18 protein-coding genes are annotated in these 18,872 nt (G+C 59.8%); 3 read left to right on the top strand and 15 right to left on the bottom strand.

Annotation, left to right across the window (positions count from 1 at the left end):
- Positions 1 to 36: 36 nt before the first annotated feature.
- From EOW68_RS09160 to EOW68_RS09220, 13 genes are all read right to left on the bottom strand, one after another.
- Positions 37 to 1,200, bottom strand: coding sequence for a flagella accessory protein C (locus EOW68_RS09160; protein WP_128224860.1), 1,164 nt, complete (start codon positions 1,198 to 1,200; stop codon positions 37 to 39).
- Between the two features lie 74 nt (positions 1,201 to 1,274).
- Positions 1,275 to 2,372, bottom strand: coding sequence for an actin-like salactin (locus EOW68_RS09165; protein WP_128224861.1), 1,098 nt, complete (start codon positions 2,370 to 2,372; stop codon positions 1,275 to 1,277).
- Positions 2,373 to 2,436: 64 nt separating this feature from the next.
- Complete coding sequence (gene arlH / locus EOW68_RS09170; protein ID WP_128224862.1) at positions 2,437 to 3,204, bottom strand: archaellum protein ArlH; 768 nt, start codon at positions 3,202 to 3,204, stop codon at positions 2,437 to 2,439.
- Positions 3,201 to 4,718, bottom strand: coding sequence for a FlaD/FlaE family flagellar protein (locus EOW68_RS09175; protein WP_128224863.1), 1,518 nt, complete (start codon positions 4,716 to 4,718; stop codon positions 3,201 to 3,203). The genes arlH and EOW68_RS09175 overlap by 4 nt, the downstream gene beginning before the upstream one ends.
- A 163-nt stretch (positions 4,719 to 4,881) precedes the next feature.
- A complete protein-coding gene (locus tag EOW68_RS09180) occupies positions 4,882 to 6,054 on the bottom strand; it encodes an actin-like salactin (protein ID WP_431358837.1) in 1,173 nt (390 codons plus the stop codon).
- Positions 6,055 to 6,143: 89 nt separating this feature from the next.
- Positions 6,144 to 6,611, bottom strand: coding sequence for an archaellum stator protein ArlG (gene arlG, locus EOW68_RS09185; protein WP_128224864.1), 468 nt, complete (start codon positions 6,609 to 6,611; stop codon positions 6,144 to 6,146).
- 2 nt (positions 6,612 to 6,613) lie between these two features.
- Positions 6,614 to 7,057 (bottom strand): archaellum stator protein ArlF, encoded by a 444-nt coding sequence (arlF, locus tag EOW68_RS09190; protein ID WP_128224865.1) that lies wholly within the window; start codon positions 7,055 to 7,057, stop codon positions 6,614 to 6,616.
- 10 nt (positions 7,058 to 7,067) lie between these two features.
- Positions 7,068 to 8,447: a FlaD/FlaE family flagellar protein gene (locus EOW68_RS09195; protein WP_128224866.1), complete on the bottom strand. Its 1,380-nt coding sequence runs from the start codon at positions 8,445 to 8,447 to the stop codon at positions 7,068 to 7,070.
- A 336-nt stretch (positions 8,448 to 8,783) separates the two neighbouring features.
- Positions 8,784 to 9,305, bottom strand: coding sequence for a chemotaxis protein CheD (locus EOW68_RS09200; protein WP_128224867.1), 522 nt, complete (start codon positions 9,303 to 9,305; stop codon positions 8,784 to 8,786).
- Positions 9,306 to 9,308: 3 nt separating this feature from the next.
- Positions 9,309 to 10,517 (bottom strand): chemotaxis protein CheC, encoded by a 1,209-nt coding sequence (locus EOW68_RS09205; protein ID WP_128224868.1) that lies wholly within the window; start codon positions 10,515 to 10,517, stop codon positions 9,309 to 9,311.
- Positions 10,518 to 10,519: 2 nt separating this feature from the next.
- Positions 10,520 to 10,879, bottom strand: a complete 360-nt coding sequence (cheY, locus tag EOW68_RS09210; protein ID WP_128224869.1) for a chemotaxis protein CheY — start codon at positions 10,877 to 10,879, stop codon at positions 10,520 to 10,522.
- Positions 10,880 to 10,965: 86 nt separating this feature from the next.
- Positions 10,966 to 11,694, bottom strand: a complete 729-nt coding sequence (locus EOW68_RS09215) for a DUF7500 family protein (protein ID WP_128224870.1) — start codon at positions 11,692 to 11,694, stop codon at positions 10,966 to 10,968.
- 59 nt (positions 11,695 to 11,753) lie between these two features.
- Complete coding sequence (locus EOW68_RS09220; RefSeq protein WP_128224871.1) at positions 11,754 to 12,374, bottom strand: methyltransferase domain-containing protein; 621 nt, start codon at positions 12,372 to 12,374, stop codon at positions 11,754 to 11,756.
- Positions 12,375 to 12,496: 122 nt separating this feature from the next.
- Here EOW68_RS09220 and EOW68_RS09225 point away from each other — a divergent pair, with 122 nt between their 5' ends.
- Together EOW68_RS09225 and EOW68_RS09230 are read left to right on the top strand one after the other, a co-directional pair.
- On the top strand, positions 12,497 to 13,354 hold the full coding sequence (locus EOW68_RS09225; RefSeq protein ID WP_128224872.1) for an eIF2B alpha/beta/delta subunit family protein: 858 nt from the start codon (positions 12,497 to 12,499) through the stop codon (positions 13,352 to 13,354).
- Positions 13,355 to 13,567: 213 nt separating this feature from the next.
- Entirely contained in the window at positions 13,568 to 13,873 is a 306-nt protein-coding gene (locus EOW68_RS09230) for a DUF7344 domain-containing protein (RefSeq protein WP_128224873.1), read from the top strand.
- 7 nt (positions 13,874 to 13,880) lie between these two features.
- Here EOW68_RS09230 and EOW68_RS09235 read toward each other — a convergent pair whose 3' ends face one another.
- On the bottom strand, positions 13,881 to 14,684 hold the full coding sequence (locus EOW68_RS09235; RefSeq protein ID WP_128224874.1) for a sulfite exporter TauE/SafE family protein: 804 nt from the start codon (positions 14,682 to 14,684) through the stop codon (positions 13,881 to 13,883).
- 192 nt (positions 14,685 to 14,876) lie between these two features.
- On the opposite strand from EOW68_RS09235, the gene EOW68_RS09240 reads away from it, so the two are divergent.
- Entirely contained in the window at positions 14,877 to 17,960 is a 3,084-nt protein-coding gene (locus tag EOW68_RS09240) for a sensor histidine kinase (protein WP_128224875.1), read from the top strand.
- A gap of 120 nt (positions 17,961 to 18,080) precedes the next feature.
- Here EOW68_RS09240 and EOW68_RS09245 read toward each other — a convergent pair whose 3' ends face one another.
- Positions 18,081 to 18,866: an ABC transporter ATP-binding protein gene (locus EOW68_RS09245; RefSeq protein ID WP_128224988.1), complete on the bottom strand. Its 786-nt coding sequence runs from the start codon at positions 18,864 to 18,866 to the stop codon at positions 18,081 to 18,083.
- Positions 18,867 to 18,872: the final 6 nt, after the last annotated feature.

Here is an 18,872-nt window from a genome sequence, read left to right on the forward strand (position 1 = left end):
GAAACGACCCAGAAACGACAGATTGCCTGATCGCATTCACGGGAGACCACCCGTCTCCAGGGCGATCGCTGCGCCGGTGTCACCCCCATTTAGCTGGTCGATGTAGGCGAGGCTTTCCCTGTGGACTGCGACAGTCAGCGCGCCACGTTCTCGTGGCTCGAACCGGTCGATATGCGCCCCGAGCCCCGCTGCTGCCTCCTCGGTGATCCAGTCGATTGATTCGTAGTACTCGATCGCCTCGGCCGCCCGGCGGTTGCCGACCGCATCGACGAGATATTCGAGCCACTCTATGACGAGCAGCTCTCCCGAGATCTCTTCGGGGAGTCCTGCCAGATACGGCTTTCCGGAGCCTGCAGCCTGTCTCTCCGTTGATCCAGCGTCGAGTGGCTCTGACTCCATCTTGGCTGGTGACTGTGTCTGGGCTGCTGGCTCCGGCTCGGATTCGACCGCCATCTCTCCTTCTGTCGTGGCTTCCTCCTCGACGACTTCGTCGAACAGTTCGTCGTCTCCGAGATCCCCCTCGTCGATCGCTGCCCCGCCAGCCCCATCGTCGCTCATCTCCGCGAATCCGCCCTCGTCGAGGTCGTCACCGACATCCTCGAACGCGTTGTCTGTCCCATCGTCGAACGCCTCGTCTGCCTCGTCGGTCTCGTCGTCGAATACGTCGTCGACATCTGCGTCGATCTCCTCGTCCATGTCGGGTTCGTCGTCGACGAGGTCGTCGTCGAAGAAGCCTTCGGCGTCGGCGTCGGCGATATCCTCGTCGACGGACTCGTCCTGGCCGCCTTCCTCGTCGTCGGTGAAGAGGCCGAACGAGCCGTCCTGGGCATCCATCCCGCCGCCGCCCATCCCCATGCCGGCGTCCATTTCGTCGGCAAACGGATTCACGCCGCGGGTAACCATCTCGTAGATATCGAGCAGTTTGCGGACGTTCTCCTCGACTTCTTCGACGCTGTTGGAGATCTGTTCGTTCTCGTTTCGAACTGTATTCACAGTCGAGGAGAGACTGCCGACCTCGTTTTCGAGTTCGTCGAGGCGGTGTTCGAGTTCGTCGAGATTGCCGCCACCACCGGCCATCCCGTCGTTACCACCTTCCATCTCGCCGAAACCGTCCTCTCCCTCGAAATCATCGTCGAAATCGCCGAGGTCGTCCCCCTCGTCGAGATCTCCCAGCCCACCGAGGTCGTCGCTCTCGCTCATTATCACTGGTCTTTGTCCGTTCTCCTATTGAATCTCCCGACTTTAATATCAATCCTGATAATAGTCGCGGACGTTCAGTGTGCGAGCCGGTCGGCAATCCGGTAGGCACCGACAGTCGCGGCGAGATCTGCCCGTTTCGGAGCCACGGCCGTAATCTCCTCGTCCAGCCGGTCCGAGACACGACGTTCGAAAGCGTCGACGAGTCCCGGTACACAGGCCATCCCGCCGGTCAAGACGATCTGCTTCTGGATCGCCGGTCTGTACACGCGCCGGTAGTTGTTCGCGAGCTGTGGGAGAAACTGCTCGGTGAACTCGCTGACGACGCCGTCGAGATACGCCTCGACTGGGTCCATGATCGACCAGCTGACGGTAAAGTCGTGGCGGCCGCCGCCGGGCTGTTGAATCGTCTCGGTCACCGGCTCGAACGCCTCGAAATCGGCGTACTGCTCTTTGTACTCCCGCGCGGTGTTGATGTCGATGTGGACGCGACTCCCGCTCTCGTTTTCGACGTTGTTGACGATCTCCCGGTCGATCTCGTTGCCGGTGACAGAGCCCGTCCTGTAGGGGGCCAGCTGCTCGCCACGACGGTAGGCCGCGAACTCGGTGCTCGTCGATCCCAGATTCACCGCCAGAAACACCTCGTCGATCGCTTCGAGGTGGTCACCGAAGGCTGGGATCGAGCCACAGAGCCCCTCCGGGTAGCGCTCGATGCCCGCATCGCCGATCCGACTCTCCTCGATCACGGAGCGCAGGTTCGCCTGTCCGGACTGGTCGCCGCTCGCTGGCGTCGCGTAGACCACGACGCTGTGGGCGGGGATGTCGTGGGAGTCGGCGACAGCGTCGAAAAACTGCTGCGCCCGGTCGGTCTGCTCGCCGGCATCTGGCAGCCCGGACCGGAGTGGGAACTGGACCTTTTCAGGGTACTCGGCCGCCGCATCGTCGCCGAAGGCGTATTTCGTCTCCCCGGTGATCGGGTTCTCGTAACTGGCCAGACAGGTCAGTGTGCGGATAATCTGGAGTCCACCGTCGTCGGCGGGCAACACCAGCACGGTCCGCGTCGAGCCGATCTTGACACCGATCGGGACCGGTGGCCCGCCATCCGCCCGGAGTGGCCCCGTCTCGGCTGCCTGTCCGAGCGTCGTCTCCCGGCGGGTGTCGGTGCCCTCTGTCACGCCACACTGTTGGCTACCGAGCGATAAATACCGACCGAAATCACAAGCAAACGCGGGGGCCACGTTACGCGACGCTACGGCTCTCGATGACGATTCCGGTGCCCGAGCGAACCGAGAACCCGATCGTGTCACCGACCTGTTCACCCATCCCGGCGAACCGGAGCACGTTGATCTGTCGCCGGGTCTCGTTGCCGACCTCGACCATTTCGAGTTCGATGAAGACGTCCGCGATAGAGCGGAAGGGACCGATCGCCTCCTCGTCGAGTGTCGTCGGGTCGACGGTCAGGATGACGACCTTGCCGTCCGAAATGATATCCCGGAAAAAGGAGATAATCTCCAGTGCCGCCTGTCGCTCTTCGTTTTGCCGGACGAGGGCCTCGAATTTGGGGTCGTTCCGGAGGATCGCATCGAAGGTGTCGATGACGATCACGTCGGAGTCCCACATCACCTCGGCCTCCATCAGTCGGCGCAGGAGTTCCCGCCGGTCGTCGTCGTCGCTGTCGTCCATCGTGAAGGTGTTCTTCGAGTCGCCGATGGCAGCGTGTAAAAAGAGAATATCCTCGTTGAGCATGTGATCGACCATGTCGTAATCCAGCGAGTTCATCTGTTCGAGGAAGCTCCCAACCGTGAGCTCCGTCGAGAGCAGCGTCACCATCGTCCCCTCATCACAGAGCCCGTAGGAGAAGCGCTGACTCATCGCCGATTTGCCGGCCCCGTACTCCCCCTCGATGAGGACGATACTGCCCGGCGGGATGCCGCCGCCCAGCTCCTTGTTCAGTCGATCCCGTTCGCCGAGTCCGATCGAGTATAGATCTCGTTTTGCAATGCTCATTTGATCTCCTCTGCGTTCTCCACCGTCAGTTCGTCGACGTACTCGAGGGTCCGCAGGTGGTGTTCCACGGAGAGGGCACCGCGGTCACTGGCCTCCAGCCCGTCGAGGTAGTTGTCCAGTTCTGCTGCCGCCTCGTCGGTGAGCCAGCCGATCGTCTTGTAGTACTCCAGGGCACGGCTGGTCTCCCTGATTCCGACCTCGGTCACGAGATACTCCAGCCACTCGACGGTGAGTAACTCTGCCCCGAATCCGTCTGGAAGCGTCTCCAGGTACGGTTTGCCGCTGCTTTTCTGGCCGTCGGTCGGCGTAATCTCGTCCAGCCTGGCCACCTCGGACGGTGGCGCTGGCTCCGGAGACGTCGTGGCGTCTGGCTGGCTCGTTTCCGGCTCTATCGTCGGCTCTGGCGTCGAGGCTACCTCCGACGCCGCCTCGGTAGTCGACTGGTCAGTGCCCGATTTCGCGGGATCGGCTTCCGCGACGAGCTGAGCTGCCTCCGCCTGCACGTCCGCCTCTGGGTCCGACTCCGCGGCTGCGTCCGACGATTCCGCCTCTGGGTCCGACTCGGGCTCTGGTTCTGGAATCGACGGTGACTCCGGCTCGGCCGGGCCACTGTCTCTCTCCGGGTCGCTACTCTCGCTTGCAACGGCAGTGCCGCCGTCGCTCGCGACCGCTGGCGCTTCGATGGTCTCCTCGATTCCGAAACTCTCCGATTTCGTATCCGGACTCTGGAACCGTGTTCCCTCGAAGGTCCCGGTCCCGATCTCCTCGACTTCCTCTACTGTGTCCGGCTTCCCATCGGTGGATTCGGAACTGCCATCGGCGTTTACCTGGAAGGCGTCTTGCTGTGGCGTGTCGATTATCTCTTCGTCACTGTCGACGCAATGTTTCTCTCGAACCCCCACCGCCGTCCCATCAGTATCGGTGGCTGTGTTCGACTTCTCGCTGAACTCGTTGCCGGCGCTTTCCGGTTCGATAATTTCCGTCTCTTCGATCTCTGGCTCGTCGTCTGTCTCTGTCTGGGCCGGCGACTGGGACGGGCTCGGCGCTGCCTCCATTTCGGGAGCAGCCGCATTCCCGCCACCGATCGCCTTCTTGAACAGGCTCACCAGACGACTCGTGCTCTGTTCGACCGCTTCGACGCTGTTCGAGATCTGTCTGTTTTCGTTTCTGACCGTATCCACAGTCGAGGAGAGGCTGCCGACCTCGGTTTCGAGGTCGTCGAGGCGGTGTTCCAGCTCCTCGGGGTCGGCCGCGCCGTCCGACTGCTCCGGCGCGTCGGCCGACTCGTCTGTGGTCCCGGTCTGTCTCTCACTGTCTGACCCGGTCCTGGCCTGTCTGGGGTTACCAACGCCCTCCCCCTCGTCAGGCCGGGAATCGTCGTCGACAACGACTGACTCGACGATATTGCGGATGCTCATGCCGACGAGTCCGCCCCCGAGCAACACAGCAACCGCGATCGCTGCGGCCGGTTCCTGCATGGCAATCTGCAGGCTCTGTTCGACTGCTGTGCTCATGGTCTTGTTAGCTGTACTCCCGCTCGACTTTTGAATCTACCGGGTACGGTATCATATCTGATACTTGTACGAGCTGTTTATAATAACTCGGACGACAGTCGATCCTCGGCCACCGGTGGGAACGCAAGCGGAAACGACGACGGGAAAAATTACTGCGTCGAACTTACTGCGTTTCGGAGAGTTGAGCGGCGATCCGCTGTGCGCCGATAGTTGCGGACAGATCGGCACGGTCGGGTGCAACTGCGTTGATCTCGCGGCCGAGTTCCTCGCTCGCTCGCTGTTCGAACTCCTCGACGACGCCGGGGATACAGGCCATCCCGCCGGTGAGGACGATCGGCTGGTCCAGTGCGAGCTGGTAGACTTTCATGTGGTCGTTGGCCAGCTGTGAGAGGAAGTTGTTCGCAAACTCGTCGACGACCTCGTCGAGATACTCGTCGACTGCCTCCATCACCGACCATTCGATGGTGAACTCGTGGCGGCCGCCGCCGGGCTGCTGGATGATATCAGTGAAGGGCTCGAACTCCTCGAAGTCCGCGTGGGCCTCCTTGTACTCCCGTGCGGTGTTGGTGTCGATGTTGACACGGCCCTGGGTTTCCTCCTCGACGTAGTTCGCGATCGCGCGGTCGACCTCGTTGCCGGTTGTCGCACCCGTCCGGTAGGGTGAGAGCTGCTCGCCGCGGCGGTACGCCGAGGCCTCGAAGTTGGTCGACCCGAGATTCAAGGCGACGAAGATCTCTTCGACGGCTTCGAGCCCGTCTCCGATCGCCGGAATCGAGCCACAGAGTGATTCGGGGTAGCTCTCGATCAGTCGGCCACCGACCGAGCTGCTCTCGATGACGTCCCGCAGGTTCTCGACCCCTGCCGGGTTGTTGATCGTCGGCACAGCGTAGACGACGACGCTGTCTTCGGGGATATCGTGGGAGTCGATGACCGAGTTGAAAAACTGCTTCGTGAGTTCGGCCCGGTCCTCGTCTTCCGGGAGCCCCGAGCGCAGCATGTACTGCACCTTGTCCGGGTACTCCGTGGCGGCTTCCTCGCCGTAGAGGTACTTCTCCTCGCCGGTCAGTGGGTCCTGGTAACTCGCCAGACAGGTCAGCGTCTGAATCGTCCGGAGTCCCGAGCCGTGTTCGGAGGGCAGTGCGATTACTGTCCGTGTACTCCCCAGTTTGACGCCGATCGGTGTCGCCGTTCCACTGGCGTTCGACGTCTCGTTGGCGGTCGATGTCGCGGCCTCCGCCGCTTCAGCTTCATCCGCTGTCCCCTCGCTTTCCTCTGTGGTCTCCTCTGCCTGTGTGTCCGGAATTTCTTCCGTCTCGGCATCTACCTCCTTGCTCATACGACCCGGCTTAGTTTACCCGGGAATATATATGAACCGGTATTTATAGGATTTGAGCTGTTCTCAATTGTGAAAAATTCAGTCGGCTGTTAGATCTCCCAGATGAACGTATCCTCTGTGCCACCAATGATAACCTTCACCCGGTTCTCGCCGTCGGTTTCGAGTGCCCCCGAACTGTCGCTTACGTTCACCTGGGCCACGTCGTTCTGTCCCCAGACTCCGTTCTCGTTCGAGACGACTGTGACCGAATCCGCGACGGAAAACTGCCCATTTATCAAAATATCTATATTTTCGGTGTTCGTACTCAACTCTCGTTGTCCTGTATTCTTGACGTAGAGTTCGATCGTATCGGTGCTATCTGACGTATCGACGACATCTGCACCGGCGTCGTTGATGATCGTGATATCGGATCGAATGTCGTCACTCACCGAGGGTCCTTGTTCGTCGATCGCGTTGCTGATGTCGTTGACTGTCGTCGTCAGCGCGCCGGCGACAGAGGCAGCGACGACCATCGCAGCGATGAAAATGATAAGGTGTGAGACGGAGACACTCGCCATTTTTAGCTCCCCTCCACGGTTGCTGTCGCAGCGACGGCGTACTCCGTAACGATCTTGATCCGGTCGGGCTGGGTATCTCTACTGACCGTTATTTCGAGTGTCTGCTGGGGGGCCCACAGGTTCCGGTCGGTATTCCCGTCGACTGTGACCGTTGTCTGCCAGTCGCTGACGAGTTCACCGTCGATCAGCAGATCCGTGTTGTTCAGTGTCAACGTTGATGCACCTGTGTTGTTCGCGACGATGACCAGTTCGTCGGTTGTTCCGTTGTACGTTGCCGATCCGATCTCGATGTCAGTGTTGATCGTGTCGATGTTTCGGTCGCTCTGATCGACCTGCGCGTCCCGGATCTCGCCGAACGTCCCCATCGAGGCCGAGTAAAACGCACCGAAGGAGATGAGAAAGGCGACGAAAATGAGTGCAGTTGTACCACTGACACTGAATCCCATCGCTTACACCTTACCGCGTGATTCCCGTGACACCGTTGAGACCCGAGACTGTCCCACCGTTGAGCTGGTTGATGAATTCGAGACTTTGCTTGTGGTGGTCGATCATGAGTGCCCCCCGTCTCGTATCCTCGAAGCCGTTGAGATAGGCTTCGAGGTCGTCGGCTGCCTCCTCGCTGATCCAGTCGACGGACTCGTAGTAGTTGAGTGCTTTGGCCGTCTCACGGACGCCGGCCTCTTCGACGAGGAATTCGAGCCACTCCACGACGATCAGATCCGCCGCGAAGCCCTCGGGAACGGTCGCGATATATGGTTTCCCGCCAGTAGAGTGTGCCGTACTGCCGTTCTGGTGTGTCTCGACGGACTGTTCGGCCGTCTCGACTGTCGTTTCGGGAGTGGGTTCGCTCGTCTGGACCGTCTCCTCGGTCGTCGGCTCGGATTCAGCGGCTGGCTCGTCGGTTTCGAGTGTCTCGTCGAACATCTCGTCGTCCGCGATCTCGTCACCGACATCCTCGAACTCCCCGCCGGCGTCGTCGAACTCGCTGGCAGCGTCATCTGCGAACTCGTCGCCGTCGTCCAGTTCGTCGAACTCGCCGCCGACATCCTCGAACTCGCTGGCAGCGTCGTCCGTCTCGCCATCCTCGTCCCAGTCTGCCTCGCCGGATTCGTACTCGTTTTTGAGGTCCTCGAAAGAGGTGCCGCCCCCACCGCTGTCCTCGGAGTCGTCGCCACCCTCGTCGGCGTCTGCATCCATCCCCATCTCGTCGCCCATGTCGGGTTCGTCGTCGACGAGGTCGTCGTCGAAGAAGCCTTCGGCGTCGGCGTCGGCGATATCCTCGTCGACGGACTCGTCCTGGCCGCCTTCCTCGTCGTCGGTGAAGAGGCCGAACGAGCCGTCCTGGGCATCCATCCCGCCGCCGCCCATCCCCATGCCGGCGTCCATTTCGTCGGCAAACGGATTCACGCCGCGGGTAACCATCTCGTAGATATCGAGCAGTTTGCGGACGTTCTCCTCGACTTCTTCGACGCTGTTGGAGATCTGTTCGTTCTCGTTTCGAACTGTATTCACAGTCGAGGAGAGACTGCCGACCTCGTTTTCGAGTTCGTCGAGGCGGTGTTCGAGTTCGTCGACGTTACCGCCACCACCGCCGGCCATCCCGTCGTCACCACCTTCCATCTCGCCGAAACCGTCGTCGTCGAGGCCGCCGAGGTCGTCGCCACCGTCGTCGAGTCCTCCGAGACCACCGAGATCGTCTCCACCGTCGTCACCACCATCTTCGCCCATCAGTCCGCCACCACTGCCGCCGAGGCTGTCATCACCACCGGCTGTGCCGGCCGGATCCTCGTTCTCGTCGTCGGCCATTATCGAGTCGACCATGTCGCGGATACTCATCCCGACCACCCCTGTCGGTCTGCGAACCGCTGTGACGCCGCCAGCCCCGCCGGTTCGGGTTCGACCCCCCGCCTGCAGGAACCGCCGGTCATCACGCTGTTACACCTGGTCATCATACTATTACGTCCGGGTTCATGCTCTTCAATGTATTGTTTCTGGTATCGTATCTGATAACAATCGTTTTATTTCGTATACTAGTCCGATAGATAATGTGATATACGATGAATAGAGCGTCGGACTTTTCTTCCGCGGTCGCTGGCTTGGGAGAAGCATCGGTTCGGCCGTGACCGACAGCGTGATCGGACAGTCGTCTGACGCGGACGCAACGAGAGAGCCTTACAGGCGCTGGTTCTCTCTATTTGCACTTTTGACGACCAGATCACCGTTCTGTGCTTCAAGCCGGAGCGACCGGCCGTGGTCCCCGCCGACATCCTCACCGACGATCGGAATCCCGTACTCGGAGAGGGTTTCCCGTACTTCTTTGACGTTCCGGTCGCCGATGCTTGCGCCACCTTCGGAGAAATCGAGCATATCGCTGCCGCCGGCGATTTTGGCCTGCATCTGGCGGCTCCGTGCACCGAGCTGTTCCATCTCTTCGACCAACAGTTCGGTGCCCGAATCCGCGAACTTCGCCGGTTTTTCGCCATCCATATCCTCGGCTTCCGGGAGCATGACGTGGATGAGTCCGGCGACAGCGTTGGCCTCGTCGTACAGCGCAACACCGACACAGGAGCCCAGACCGCTGGTCGTTAGCTCCGCACCGTCGGCTGTCACCTCGTACTCGGCGATACCGACCTTGATCCGTTCCGGGTCGGTCTCCTGGGTGTCCTCCGCCTGGCTCCCGTCGTAGACTTTCATGAGTTAGAAAATTGTATCTGCCTCGGTCTGGTCGGCCCGGTCGACGTCGAGCGCCTCGAGTGCCGCCCGCAGCTCCTGATCGTTCGGGAGGGCGTGGATCTCACTCTGGAACTCGACTTCGTCGGTTTTCATCTTCGAGTCGATCACGAAGGCGTGGTGCTGTTCCTGGCCGAGCTGGGCAGCCAGCGGCGAGAGTATCGACTGCCCCATATCGTGGACCACTCTCGGTGGGGTATGTTCGACTGCTTGCTGGAGCACGTTCGCCCAGCCGTCGACGAACCCGCTGGTCATGATGTTGCCAAGCTCTTCGATGGCCATCTTGTGCTGGTCGGTCAGTTCGTCGCTGTCCATCTCGACGGGCATCAGCGCCTCCGCGACGGTCACTGCCGACTGTTCGTCGAACAGGACGATCAGAAAGCCACTCGGTGCGCCGGTAAACTCGACGACAGTCCCGACGTACATCTCTTCGCCGAACTGTCTGGGTACGTCCTCGATCGGAACGAACGAGATCTGTGAGACCTCTGATTCGGTCTCGATACCAGTCATCTGCTGGACGTTTGCCGCTGCTTTCTCGGTCCCCTGTCGAGTCATCTGATTGAACACGGCCAGCTTCTCGATAGGGATCGCTTCCCCATCTCCCTCGGCATACTCACCAAGCAGCTCGGCCATCGGCTCGTACTCCGGGAGCATGTAGATGAAGAAGGTCACGCTCTCCCCTTCCCATTCGATCTCACTCCTGAAGACGAACACCTGATCGTGTGCACCCACGTCCGGATCGTCCGGGAGGATCGCCTCGCTATCGCCCTCGATGTAGCCCGGCGGGGTGTGGTCGATGGTCGCGCCGAGATGCTCGGCCCAGCCGTCGATGAACCCGCTCATCATGATATTGCCGATCTCCTGGACTGCTGACTGCGCCATGCTCTCGTCGTCCGAGGCACCCGGTATGAGCGCCTCGACGATCTCCGTCGTCTGTGCTTCCTCGAAGATGAGTACCGTCTCTCCGCAGAGTGCCCCCTCGAATCCGAACTGGACGCCGACAAACTGGCTGGCGCCGAGTTCCTCGCCGATATCCGCCCGGTCGATCAACGAGATTTTCGTGACGTCAACCGCTGCATCGATGCCAGTCATCTCACAGAGCGATCGCGTCGCTTCCTGTGCCCCCTCGTGGGCGAGCTGGTTGAACGTATCCAGCGATTTGACGTCTACTTTCATCGCTACGAAGGCACGACGTCCTGAATCGCTTCCATCACACTCGGTTTCTGGAACGGTTTCGTGATGTACCCATCAGCACCGGCCTTGACAGCCTCTTTCATCTTCTCTTCCTGCCCGACACTCGTACACATAATCACGTTCGCGCTCGGATCCGTGTTCTTGATCTCGTCGGTCGCCTCGATCCCGTCGCGGATCGGCATCACGATATCCATCATCACCAGATCGGGCTGTTGCTCTTTGAACACCTCGACGGCTTCGACGCCGTTCTCGACCTCGCCGACGATCGTGTGATTTTCCTCCAGAATCTCCCGCAGGAGATTTCGCATGAACTCCGAGTCGTCAGCTATCAGTACTTGTGCCATATCTGCTCATCAAATGATACTGGAATCGTATAAATAAACCCTGCCCCACGATTATCGGTGATGATACTAGAGCCGGCGGTACAACTCTACAGTTGGACGCCGTCTCTGTCCTGGACCGCGTCCAGCAGATCTGCAATACTGTCTTCCGGGCCGAGATCCGTCGATCTAATTAGATTCTTGACACTCTCTGGTGGGTATCTCACGGGGACGTTCGACTCCATCAGCAGGATCCCGAGTACTTCTTCGACGGGCATCCCACTGTCGACCTGCTGGGCGTACCAGAGCATGAGACTCTCGAAGACGGTGATGAGATCGTTCGATGCCATTGTGCGCTGGCTGACGGTGCCGTCGAACTGGGCTGTCACGTCGAAGGCGTACTTCGAGCTGTTCTGCTGGTACTTCTCTCGGAGCCATCGCCGGACAGCCTCTTCGGTGAGCTGGCCGCCATGGCCCGACTGCGCCTGTCCGTGTCCGCGCTGGTTCGAGTGATCGCCAGTCGGTGTCGGCTGGCCACTGTTCCCGGAGAGTCGTCTATTGCTCTGTGACTGTCCGCTATCCTGTGGGGGGTGATTCGGCTGTCCGCCCTGCTGGGGTTGACTCCCACCTCCGGCTGCCTGATTCGACCCCTGACCGCCACCCTGGGACCGGCCAGCGGAGCTGTCGGGCCCACGCGAGTCGGGTGAGACGACGTATCGCCCCTCGTCGATCTCTTCGACGTACTCGCTGTCGCTGATGTCGAGTTCGTGGGGTGAGAGAATCTTGCCCTCGTCGGCCGTCCCACCGTCGCCCGACTCGTCGCTTGGCCCATCGACCATACTAGTACTCTGTAATGGAACCCTAAAAGTATGACTCCGATTGTCTGACGCTCGCAGGGCTACTCTGGGACGTCGGCGATCGTCGTAATCGCTCGGGGACTGTTCGCGCTCGCTTGCTGGATGTAGTGCTCGAAGGAGTCGAAACCGGCTTCCTCGAACATCCGGTCGGCTTCCGCCTCGTCGTAAAACAGCATGATCGCGTCGGCGACCTTCTGGAACACCGTATTGTTCGGGTAGTCCGGACCGACGATCAGTACCCTACCGCCGGGTTTGGCGACCCGACGGCACTCACGCAGTGCGTCGACCGGGTTCGGCCAGTACTCGATCGAGCCCGACGACCAGACGATGTCGAAGCTGTCGTCGGCGAAGGGGAGCCGTTCGGCGTCGCCCATGTGGAACTGGACTGGGCCGCGTTTACCGAACTTCTCGTAGGCCTTCGAGAGCTGGTGGGGGCTCTGGTCGAGGCTGTAGACGTGTTCTGTCTCCCGGAGGAGTCCCTCCGTCGCGAACCCGGTGCCACAGCCGACATCCAGCACGCGGTCGTCGGAGTCGATACCGAGCCAGTCGATGGCCTCGTCGCGCATCTCTTCGTTCCAGATGAAGGGGTTGATCCGGTCGTAGACCGTCGAGAGATACTTGTAGAAGGTTCGCGCGCGAGCCTTGTCTTCGAGAACGCCCATTGACTGACTATTGGTTTCTGTCGTCAAAAACGTACCCTTCGGCGAAGCTGCTCGATACCCCACTTTGTTACAGGGCGGCAAACTGCCGGAAAGCCCTTTAGCCACCGTGAAAAAGAGGGCGTATGATCGACGAGACTGCCGCGGAGATCGCGGATATGCAGACCCACAGCTCCTCCGTCGTTGCGGTGAAAGCCGCCCGCTCGCTCCGCGAGCTGACTGCCCGGGAGTTCCCGACGGTCGATGCTTACCTCAAGACCCTGGAACAGAACAGCAACGTCCTCCGGAATGCGAACCTCTCTCACGCCTCGTTGCACAACACCCAGCGCGAGGTCGTCGAACACGTGCTCGGGAGTGAGCCAGAAACCGTCCAGGGGGCAAAGCGGGAAACGGAACAGGCGATCGAACGGGTCGTCGAGCAGGTCGAACAGGCCAAACGGCGTGCTGCCGAACAGGCGGCCAGCGAACTCGAAAACGGGGAGACGATCATGACACACGATTACTCGACGACGGTACTCTCCGCGATTACGCGAGCACTCGAAGACGGAGCCGAGTTCACCGTCTACGTCACAGAGGCCCGGCCGCGGTATCTCGGCCGCAAGATGGTGCGACGACTCGCCAACATGGAGGGGATCGATGCGACACTGACTGTCGACGGTGCCTGTGGGGAGTTCCTTCCCGACGTCGACCGCGTGTTGCTCGGGATGACCTGTATCGTCGACGATACGCTCTACAACCGTGTGGGAACCTACCCGATGGCTGCCACTGCGTCGGATCTGGACGTCCCCGTTTCTGTCGTTGGCTCGTCGGCGAAGATCGTCGACGGCGGGTTCGCCTTCGAAAACGAGCACCGGAAAGCTAGCGAGGTGATGCGCGAACCAGCCGATGGGTTCACAGTCGCAAATCCGGCCTACGACGCCACACCGACCCGACTACTCGATACTATCATCACTGACGAAGGAATCACTGAACTGGACGTGTAGCTGTCTGGACCTGGTAAGTACCGTTTAATTGGGGTAACATACTTATTCTCTTCTTGCTACAATTTCGACAAGACTGTCGTAGCCGATATTTTATCAGCTATTTTTCTACTTAATATAAATTTATTACGCCTGATTTATTAATATATTACTCGACTGTCGACTACCGTATTGAGATGTATAACTATTCTAGTTCATCCCCAAGGATATGTAACTGTGATCGGTGATCAGCTTTCTATCCTGTCGCATCCGCTTCGTCGGCGACTGCTGCAGGAACTGTACGAGCACGGTCCTGGGGCGGAACTGACCGTTCCGGACGATATACTCGGTGACGACGAGGACGAAACACGGGTTGGGACAGGGTTGACCCACGTCCACCTTCCGAAGCTGGAAGACGAAGATCTGATACAGTGGGACAGGGACGACGGTACAGTCACAAGAGGGGTGGACTTCGACGACATCGCGCCGCTTCTCGAGCTATTCGACGAGCACGCCGACGACCTCCCCTACGAGTGGCCCTGACAGCCCGCTACATCCCCGGTGATTCCAGTGGCCCCCAGAAGGGAAACATCGGGTGCGGGATGCTGATGCCGAGGGCCATCAGCCCGTGTGCGAAGAGGATGTAGCCCAGAACCACAAAGAGCAGACCGAGCACCCGGTGAAGTCGCTGGCGGTGTGTGACACCGACAGATTCGATGATCGTCCCGTAGGCGAACACCGCCGGGATCGTTCCGAGGCCGAGTGCGGCGAGTGCGACGCCGCCGGCCACAGGCGAGCCAGTACTGAACGCGTAGAGATACGCCGGGTAGAGGATCGGACAGGGGAGCAGCCCGTGGACCGCTCCGAGGCCGGCGATGCCGGGCCCACTCGCGAGCCGTTCGACCCAGCCGGTCAGCCGGCGAGTCACGCGCTCTGCGCCTGGCAGCTGGACGCCGACCGAGACCCGACCGAGCAGATAGGAGATCCCCATCAGGATCACCGCCGCGCCGATCACGATGCCGACGGCTCCGCGGACGTAGCTGGCGACTGTCGTCAGTTCTTCGGCACCGACGAAGAGGATGCTTCCGAGCAGCCCCATCAGCGCCCCGATGAGGGTATAGCTGGTCGCCCGTCCGAGGTTGAACAGTGCGTGCTGGCGGACTTCGTACAGCGTGAGATGGGACTGACGGTTCCGATTCGCGGTCTGGACGCCGCCGTCGGTCCGCGTCGCGTTCATGTTGTTTGCGTAAATCGTCACCAGCGGCCCACACATCCCGATACAGTGTGCGCCGGCCAGCAGCCCGATGGCCAGAAAGAGGAGAACGTCGACCCCGAGCAGCGTATTTAGCACCATCAGGTGATCACCGTCGTGGTGTGTCCTGGTTTGCTGTGACGTCCGTTCATACGCCCTCTTGGATGGTTGGACAGTTAGAACTCTCGATTGGGTGCTCCATGTAACTGGCAGCAATTAATCGCGAACCTATTCAAATATATATCCTGATAATTGGTCCACAAGATCTTTTTTAGTTTCCACGAGTTTTCCGGTATGGATTATTTCGGGGAGACTGATCCCGTTCACCCCGAACCTGCTCGGATTCGGGTGCTCCATGTCGACGACCAGCCGGATCTCTGTGATCTGACGGCGGAGTTTCTGGAACGGGAGCGTGACACGTTCCAGGTCGTGACCGAAACCAGTGCCGAGGATGGGTTCGACCGACTCGTCAGCGAGGAGATCGACTGTGTTGTTTCTGATTACGATATGCCCGGCTGTAATGGGCTCGAATTCCTCGAACAGGTCCGCACCGAGTGCGATGGGTTGCCATTCATTCTGTTCACTGGCAAAGGTTCAGAAGAGATCGCGAGTGAAGCCATCTCGGCCGGCGTCACCGACTACCTGCAGAAAGGAACAGGAACGGACCAGTACACCGTTCTCGCGAACCGTATCGAGAACGCTGTCGATCAGTCTCGGTCCCGGGAAGCGCTCGAAGCGAGCCAGCGGCGCCTCTCCCTGTTCGTCGAGCAATCGCCACTGGGCGTCATCGAATGGGACGACAACTTCGATATCGTCGGCGTAAACGATGCCGCCGAGGAGATCCTCGGCTACGCTGAATCGGAACTGCTGGGCTGTTCCTGGGAACGACTCGTTCCGGACTCCGCTGCTGGCACCGTCGCTGAAACCGTCGACCAGTTGCTCGAAACGGCGGGTGGGTATCACAGCGTCAACGAGAACGTTCGGAAGGATGGTGACCGGCGCATCTGTGAGTGGTACAACCGTATCGTTACCGACGAGACTGACGAACTCGTGGCGATTTTTTCACAGTTTCGGGATATCACCGAACGAAAAGAGCGTGAAGCACAACTCGAACAGTCCACCGCCCGGTTGAACGCACTGTTCGACAATTCCCCCGTCATGATCAACATTCACGACGGGGCAGGCAATATCATCAAACCGAACCCACCGTTTTGCGAAAAGACCGGTTACACCGAGACAGAACTAACCGATATGACGGTGTGGGAGATCGATCAGGAGATCGATCCCGGCGAGGCCCGTTCACTCTGGGAGAGTATGGCGGTTGGTGAAAGACGAGAACTAGAAGGTGTCTACCAGCGGCGTGACGGCTCGACATTCCCGGTCGAAGTCCACATCAGGCGTCTCGCGCTGGAAGGGGAAGACCGGTTCATGGTCATCAGTCGAGATATCACAGAGCGGAAAGAACGTGAACGTGAACTCGAACGCTACGAAGCGATCGTCGAGAAAGCCGACGACGGTATGTACGTATTCGACGAGGACGGTCGATTCGAATTCGTCAACCAGCGAGTTGTCGACGTGTCTGGCATTCCACTGGAGGGGTGGATCGACGAACACCTCTCGATTCACACCGACCTCGGCACACTCACCGGGACCGAGGTCGCGTCAGTCAAAGAGGGTATCGCAGCGATTGTCGATGGTGAAAGCGACGAGGAAGTCGTCGAACTTTCCCCGGATGTCCCCACCGGCATCGACACACTCGAACTCCGATTGACACCGCTTTACACCGGCGAGGGAGATACCTGTGTAATCGGATATTCGCGAGACATCTCCGAGCATGCCGCCCACAAAACGAAACTCGAGCGTCTCCAGCAACAGGCACAGGTGTTGATGACGACGTCGACGGTCGAAGAGACAGCACAGGTCGCTGTCGACACTGCACAGGAGTTGCTCGGTGCAGAGTTGAGTGGGTTTCACCGGCTATCGGACGATGGACAGCGACTCGAACTAGTGACGGACACCGCCGAAATAGAGACCGCGTTCGACACCGTCCCAGGCTACGATCGGACTGACACTGCGGATCCGGTTGGAGCTGTCGTCTGGGACGCGTTCGACACTGGAGAAACAGTCGGTATCGATGATACGAGTACTCATGCAGAGTTCGCGGGGAACACGCCCGCTGGAAGCGGGATGATTTACCCGATCCCGGATCAGGGCGTGTTCATCGTCTCGGCAACCGAGGCGAATGCCTTCGACGAGACTGACAAGAATTTCATGGACATTCTCGTCGCGACGCTTACGACGGCCTTACAGCGTGTCAGTCGCGAATCACTCATCCGAGAACGCGAACGGGAGCTCCGAGAGACGAAAGAACGGCTAGATCTGGCCGTGGAGGGGACAAACACCGGCATCTGGGAGTGGAACCTCGAGACGGACGAAATAAACTGGAGTGGGTCGCTGGAGCGAGACATCGGTCTCGACCCCGGTACGTTCGACGGGACCATCGAAGCGGTCATGCAGCGTGTCCATCCAGACGACCGGGAACGTATCCAAGAAGCGATCGAACAGGCGCTCGAAAATGACGGACTTTACAGAGCGGAGATTCGACTACAACACGAAGATGGAGGAATAATCTGGTCCGACGTTCGGGGACGGCTCGCCGAGCACGATGACAGCGCTGACCGTCTGATCGGCGTCCACCAGAATATCACCGACCGCAAGGAACGAGAGCGGGAACTGGAACGGCAAAACCGCCGTCTGAAGGAGTTTTCCAGCATCGTTTCGCACGATCTCCGCAACCCCCTGAATGTCGCCAATGGACGGCTGGAACTCGCCCGGAGGGAGTCCGACTGTGACCATCTCGATACGATCAGAAACGCGCTCGACCGAATGGAGCGCATTATCGACGAGGTGCTCGAACTGGCCCGTGATGGAGCGGATATTGGAGCGACTGATCCTGTCGATCTACAGAATGCAGTCGAGTCAGCGTGGACAATTGTGGCCGATGGCAACGACGGCGTCGAACTCGTGGGGCTGGATGCAAACGCTGACCTGCCAACGATCGAAGCTGATTACAACCGACTCTGCCGGTTGCTCGAAAATCTCTTGCGGAACAGCATCGATCACGGTGGCGAGGACCTGACGGTGACCGTCGGGACAGTCGATACCGGATTTTATATCGAGGACGATGGCCCTGGGATCTCCGAGCAGGATCGCGAGCAGGTCTTCGACCCTGGCTACTCGACGTCACCGGATGGGACTGGACTCGGGCTGCGTATCATCGAGCAGATTGTCGAGGCTCACGACTGGGAGATTCGTGTCACCGATGGAACAGACGGCGGCGCTCGGTTCGAAATCACCGGTGTCCAGATCATTGACTGATAGTGTTTGTTGCGAGTCTTTACCGCCGTAGTGTAACAAGACATCGGTTACATGGCGTGAAACACCGATATTTGTAACGTGGTCACGAAAATTACCGCAACAAACACTATGAGATCGCTCTCATTTCTGGGTGGTCGTGTCGCCAGAATCCTCGATCGATGGATCGCCAAGCTTCGCCCGGATCCTGGCGACCTGATCCACGAACGCCGGACTCGTTCGCTCCCGTGGGCGCGGACAGTCGATCGGAATCCGTGCCTGCACCGTCCCGGGATCGGAATCCATCACCAGCACGCGGTCGCCGAGCGTCACCGCCTCGTCGATATCGTGTGTCACGAATACGACCGTCTGCTGGGTCTCTGCCCAGATGTCGAGTAGCTCCCCGTGGAGTCGATCCCGCGTTCGGGCATCGACACTTCCGAACGGTTCGTCCATCAGCAGGATCTCCGGATCGACGGCGAGTGCACGGGCGATCCCGACCCGCTGTTTCATCCCGCCGGAGAGAGCCGACGGATAGCTGTTCTCGAACCCCGAGAGCCCGACAAGTTCGACCAGTTCTTCGACCTGCGCCGCACAGTCCCTGCAGTCACAGGCCGGTCGTTCCAGACCGAACCGGATGTTTTCTCTGACGGTTCGCCACGGAAACAGCGCATACTCCTGAAAGACCATTCCTCGATCCAGTCCCGGTTCGGTCACTGGCTCACCATCGAGTCGTATCGCCCCCCGTGTCGGCGTGTCGAGGCCGGCGATCATGCGTAACAGCGTCGTCTTGCCACAGCCAGAGGGGCCGACGAGACAGCAAAACTCCCCTGCCGGAACGGTGATGGACACGTCCGAGAGTGCCTGCACTGTTCCATCCGGTGATTCGTACTGTTTGCTCACCCCGTCGACCGTGATTTTCCGGGCCATCGGCTC

The organism is Halovenus amylolytica (genome assembly GCA_004015825.1).
Lineage (GTDB): Archaea > Halobacteriota > Halobacteria > Halobacteriales > Haloarculaceae > Halovenus > Halovenus amylolytica.

Excerpts from the sequence above, each read along its gene's own strand:
- EOW68_RS09235 (WP_128224874.1), bottom strand. The coding sequence starts at position 14,684 with ATGGTGCTAAATACGCTGCTCGGGGTCGACGTTCTCCTCTTTCTGGCC.
- EOW68_RS09215 (WP_128224870.1), bottom strand. The coding sequence starts at position 11,694 with ATGGTCGATGGGCCAAGCGACGAGTCGGGCGACGGTGGGACGGCCGAC.
- arlG (WP_128224864.1), bottom strand. The coding sequence starts at position 6,611 with ATGGCGAGTGTCTCCGTCTCACACCTTATCATTTTCATCGCTGCGATG.
- EOW68_RS09180 (WP_431358837.1), bottom strand. The coding sequence starts at position 6,054 with ATGAGCAAGGAGGTAGATGCCGAGACGGAAGAAATTCCGGACACACAG.
- cheY (WP_128224869.1), bottom strand. The coding sequence starts at position 10,879 with ATGGCACAAGTACTGATAGCTGACGACTCGGAGTTCATGCGAAATCTC.
- EOW68_RS09220 (WP_128224871.1), bottom strand. The coding sequence starts at position 12,374 with ATGGGCGTTCTCGAAGACAAGGCTCGCGCGCGAACCTTCTACAAGTAT.
- arlF (WP_128224865.1), bottom strand. The coding sequence starts at position 7,057 with ATGGGATTCAGTGTCAGTGGTACAACTGCACTCATTTTCGTCGCCTTT.
- EOW68_RS09205 (WP_128224868.1), bottom strand. The coding sequence starts at position 10,517 with ATGAAAGTAGACGTCAAATCGCTGGATACGTTCAACCAGCTCGCCCAC.
- EOW68_RS09175 (WP_128224863.1), bottom strand. The coding sequence starts at position 4,718 with ATGAGCACAGCAGTCGAACAGAGCCTGCAGATTGCCATGCAGGAACCG.
- EOW68_RS09245 (WP_128224988.1), bottom strand. The coding sequence starts at position 18,866 with ATGGCCCGGAAAATCACGGTCGACGGGGTGAGCAAACAGTACGAATCA.
- EOW68_RS09240 (WP_128224875.1), top strand. The coding sequence starts at position 14,877 with ATGGATTATTTCGGGGAGACTGATCCCGTTCACCCCGAACCTGCTCGG.
- EOW68_RS09160 (WP_128224860.1), bottom strand. The coding sequence starts at position 1,200 with ATGAGCGAGAGCGACGACCTCGGTGGGCTGGGAGATCTCGACGAGGGG.
- EOW68_RS09225 (WP_128224872.1), top strand. The coding sequence starts at position 12,497 with ATGATCGACGAGACTGCCGCGGAGATCGCGGATATGCAGACCCACAGC.
- EOW68_RS09200 (WP_128224867.1), bottom strand. The coding sequence starts at position 9,305 with ATGAAAGTCTACGACGGGAGCCAGGCGGAGGACACCCAGGAGACCGAC.
- arlH (WP_128224862.1), bottom strand. The coding sequence starts at position 3,204 with ATGAGCATTGCAAAACGAGATCTATACTCGATCGGACTCGGCGAACGG.
- EOW68_RS09195 (WP_128224866.1), bottom strand. The coding sequence starts at position 8,447 with ATGAGTATCCGCGACATGGTCGACTCGATAATGGCCGACGACGAGAAC.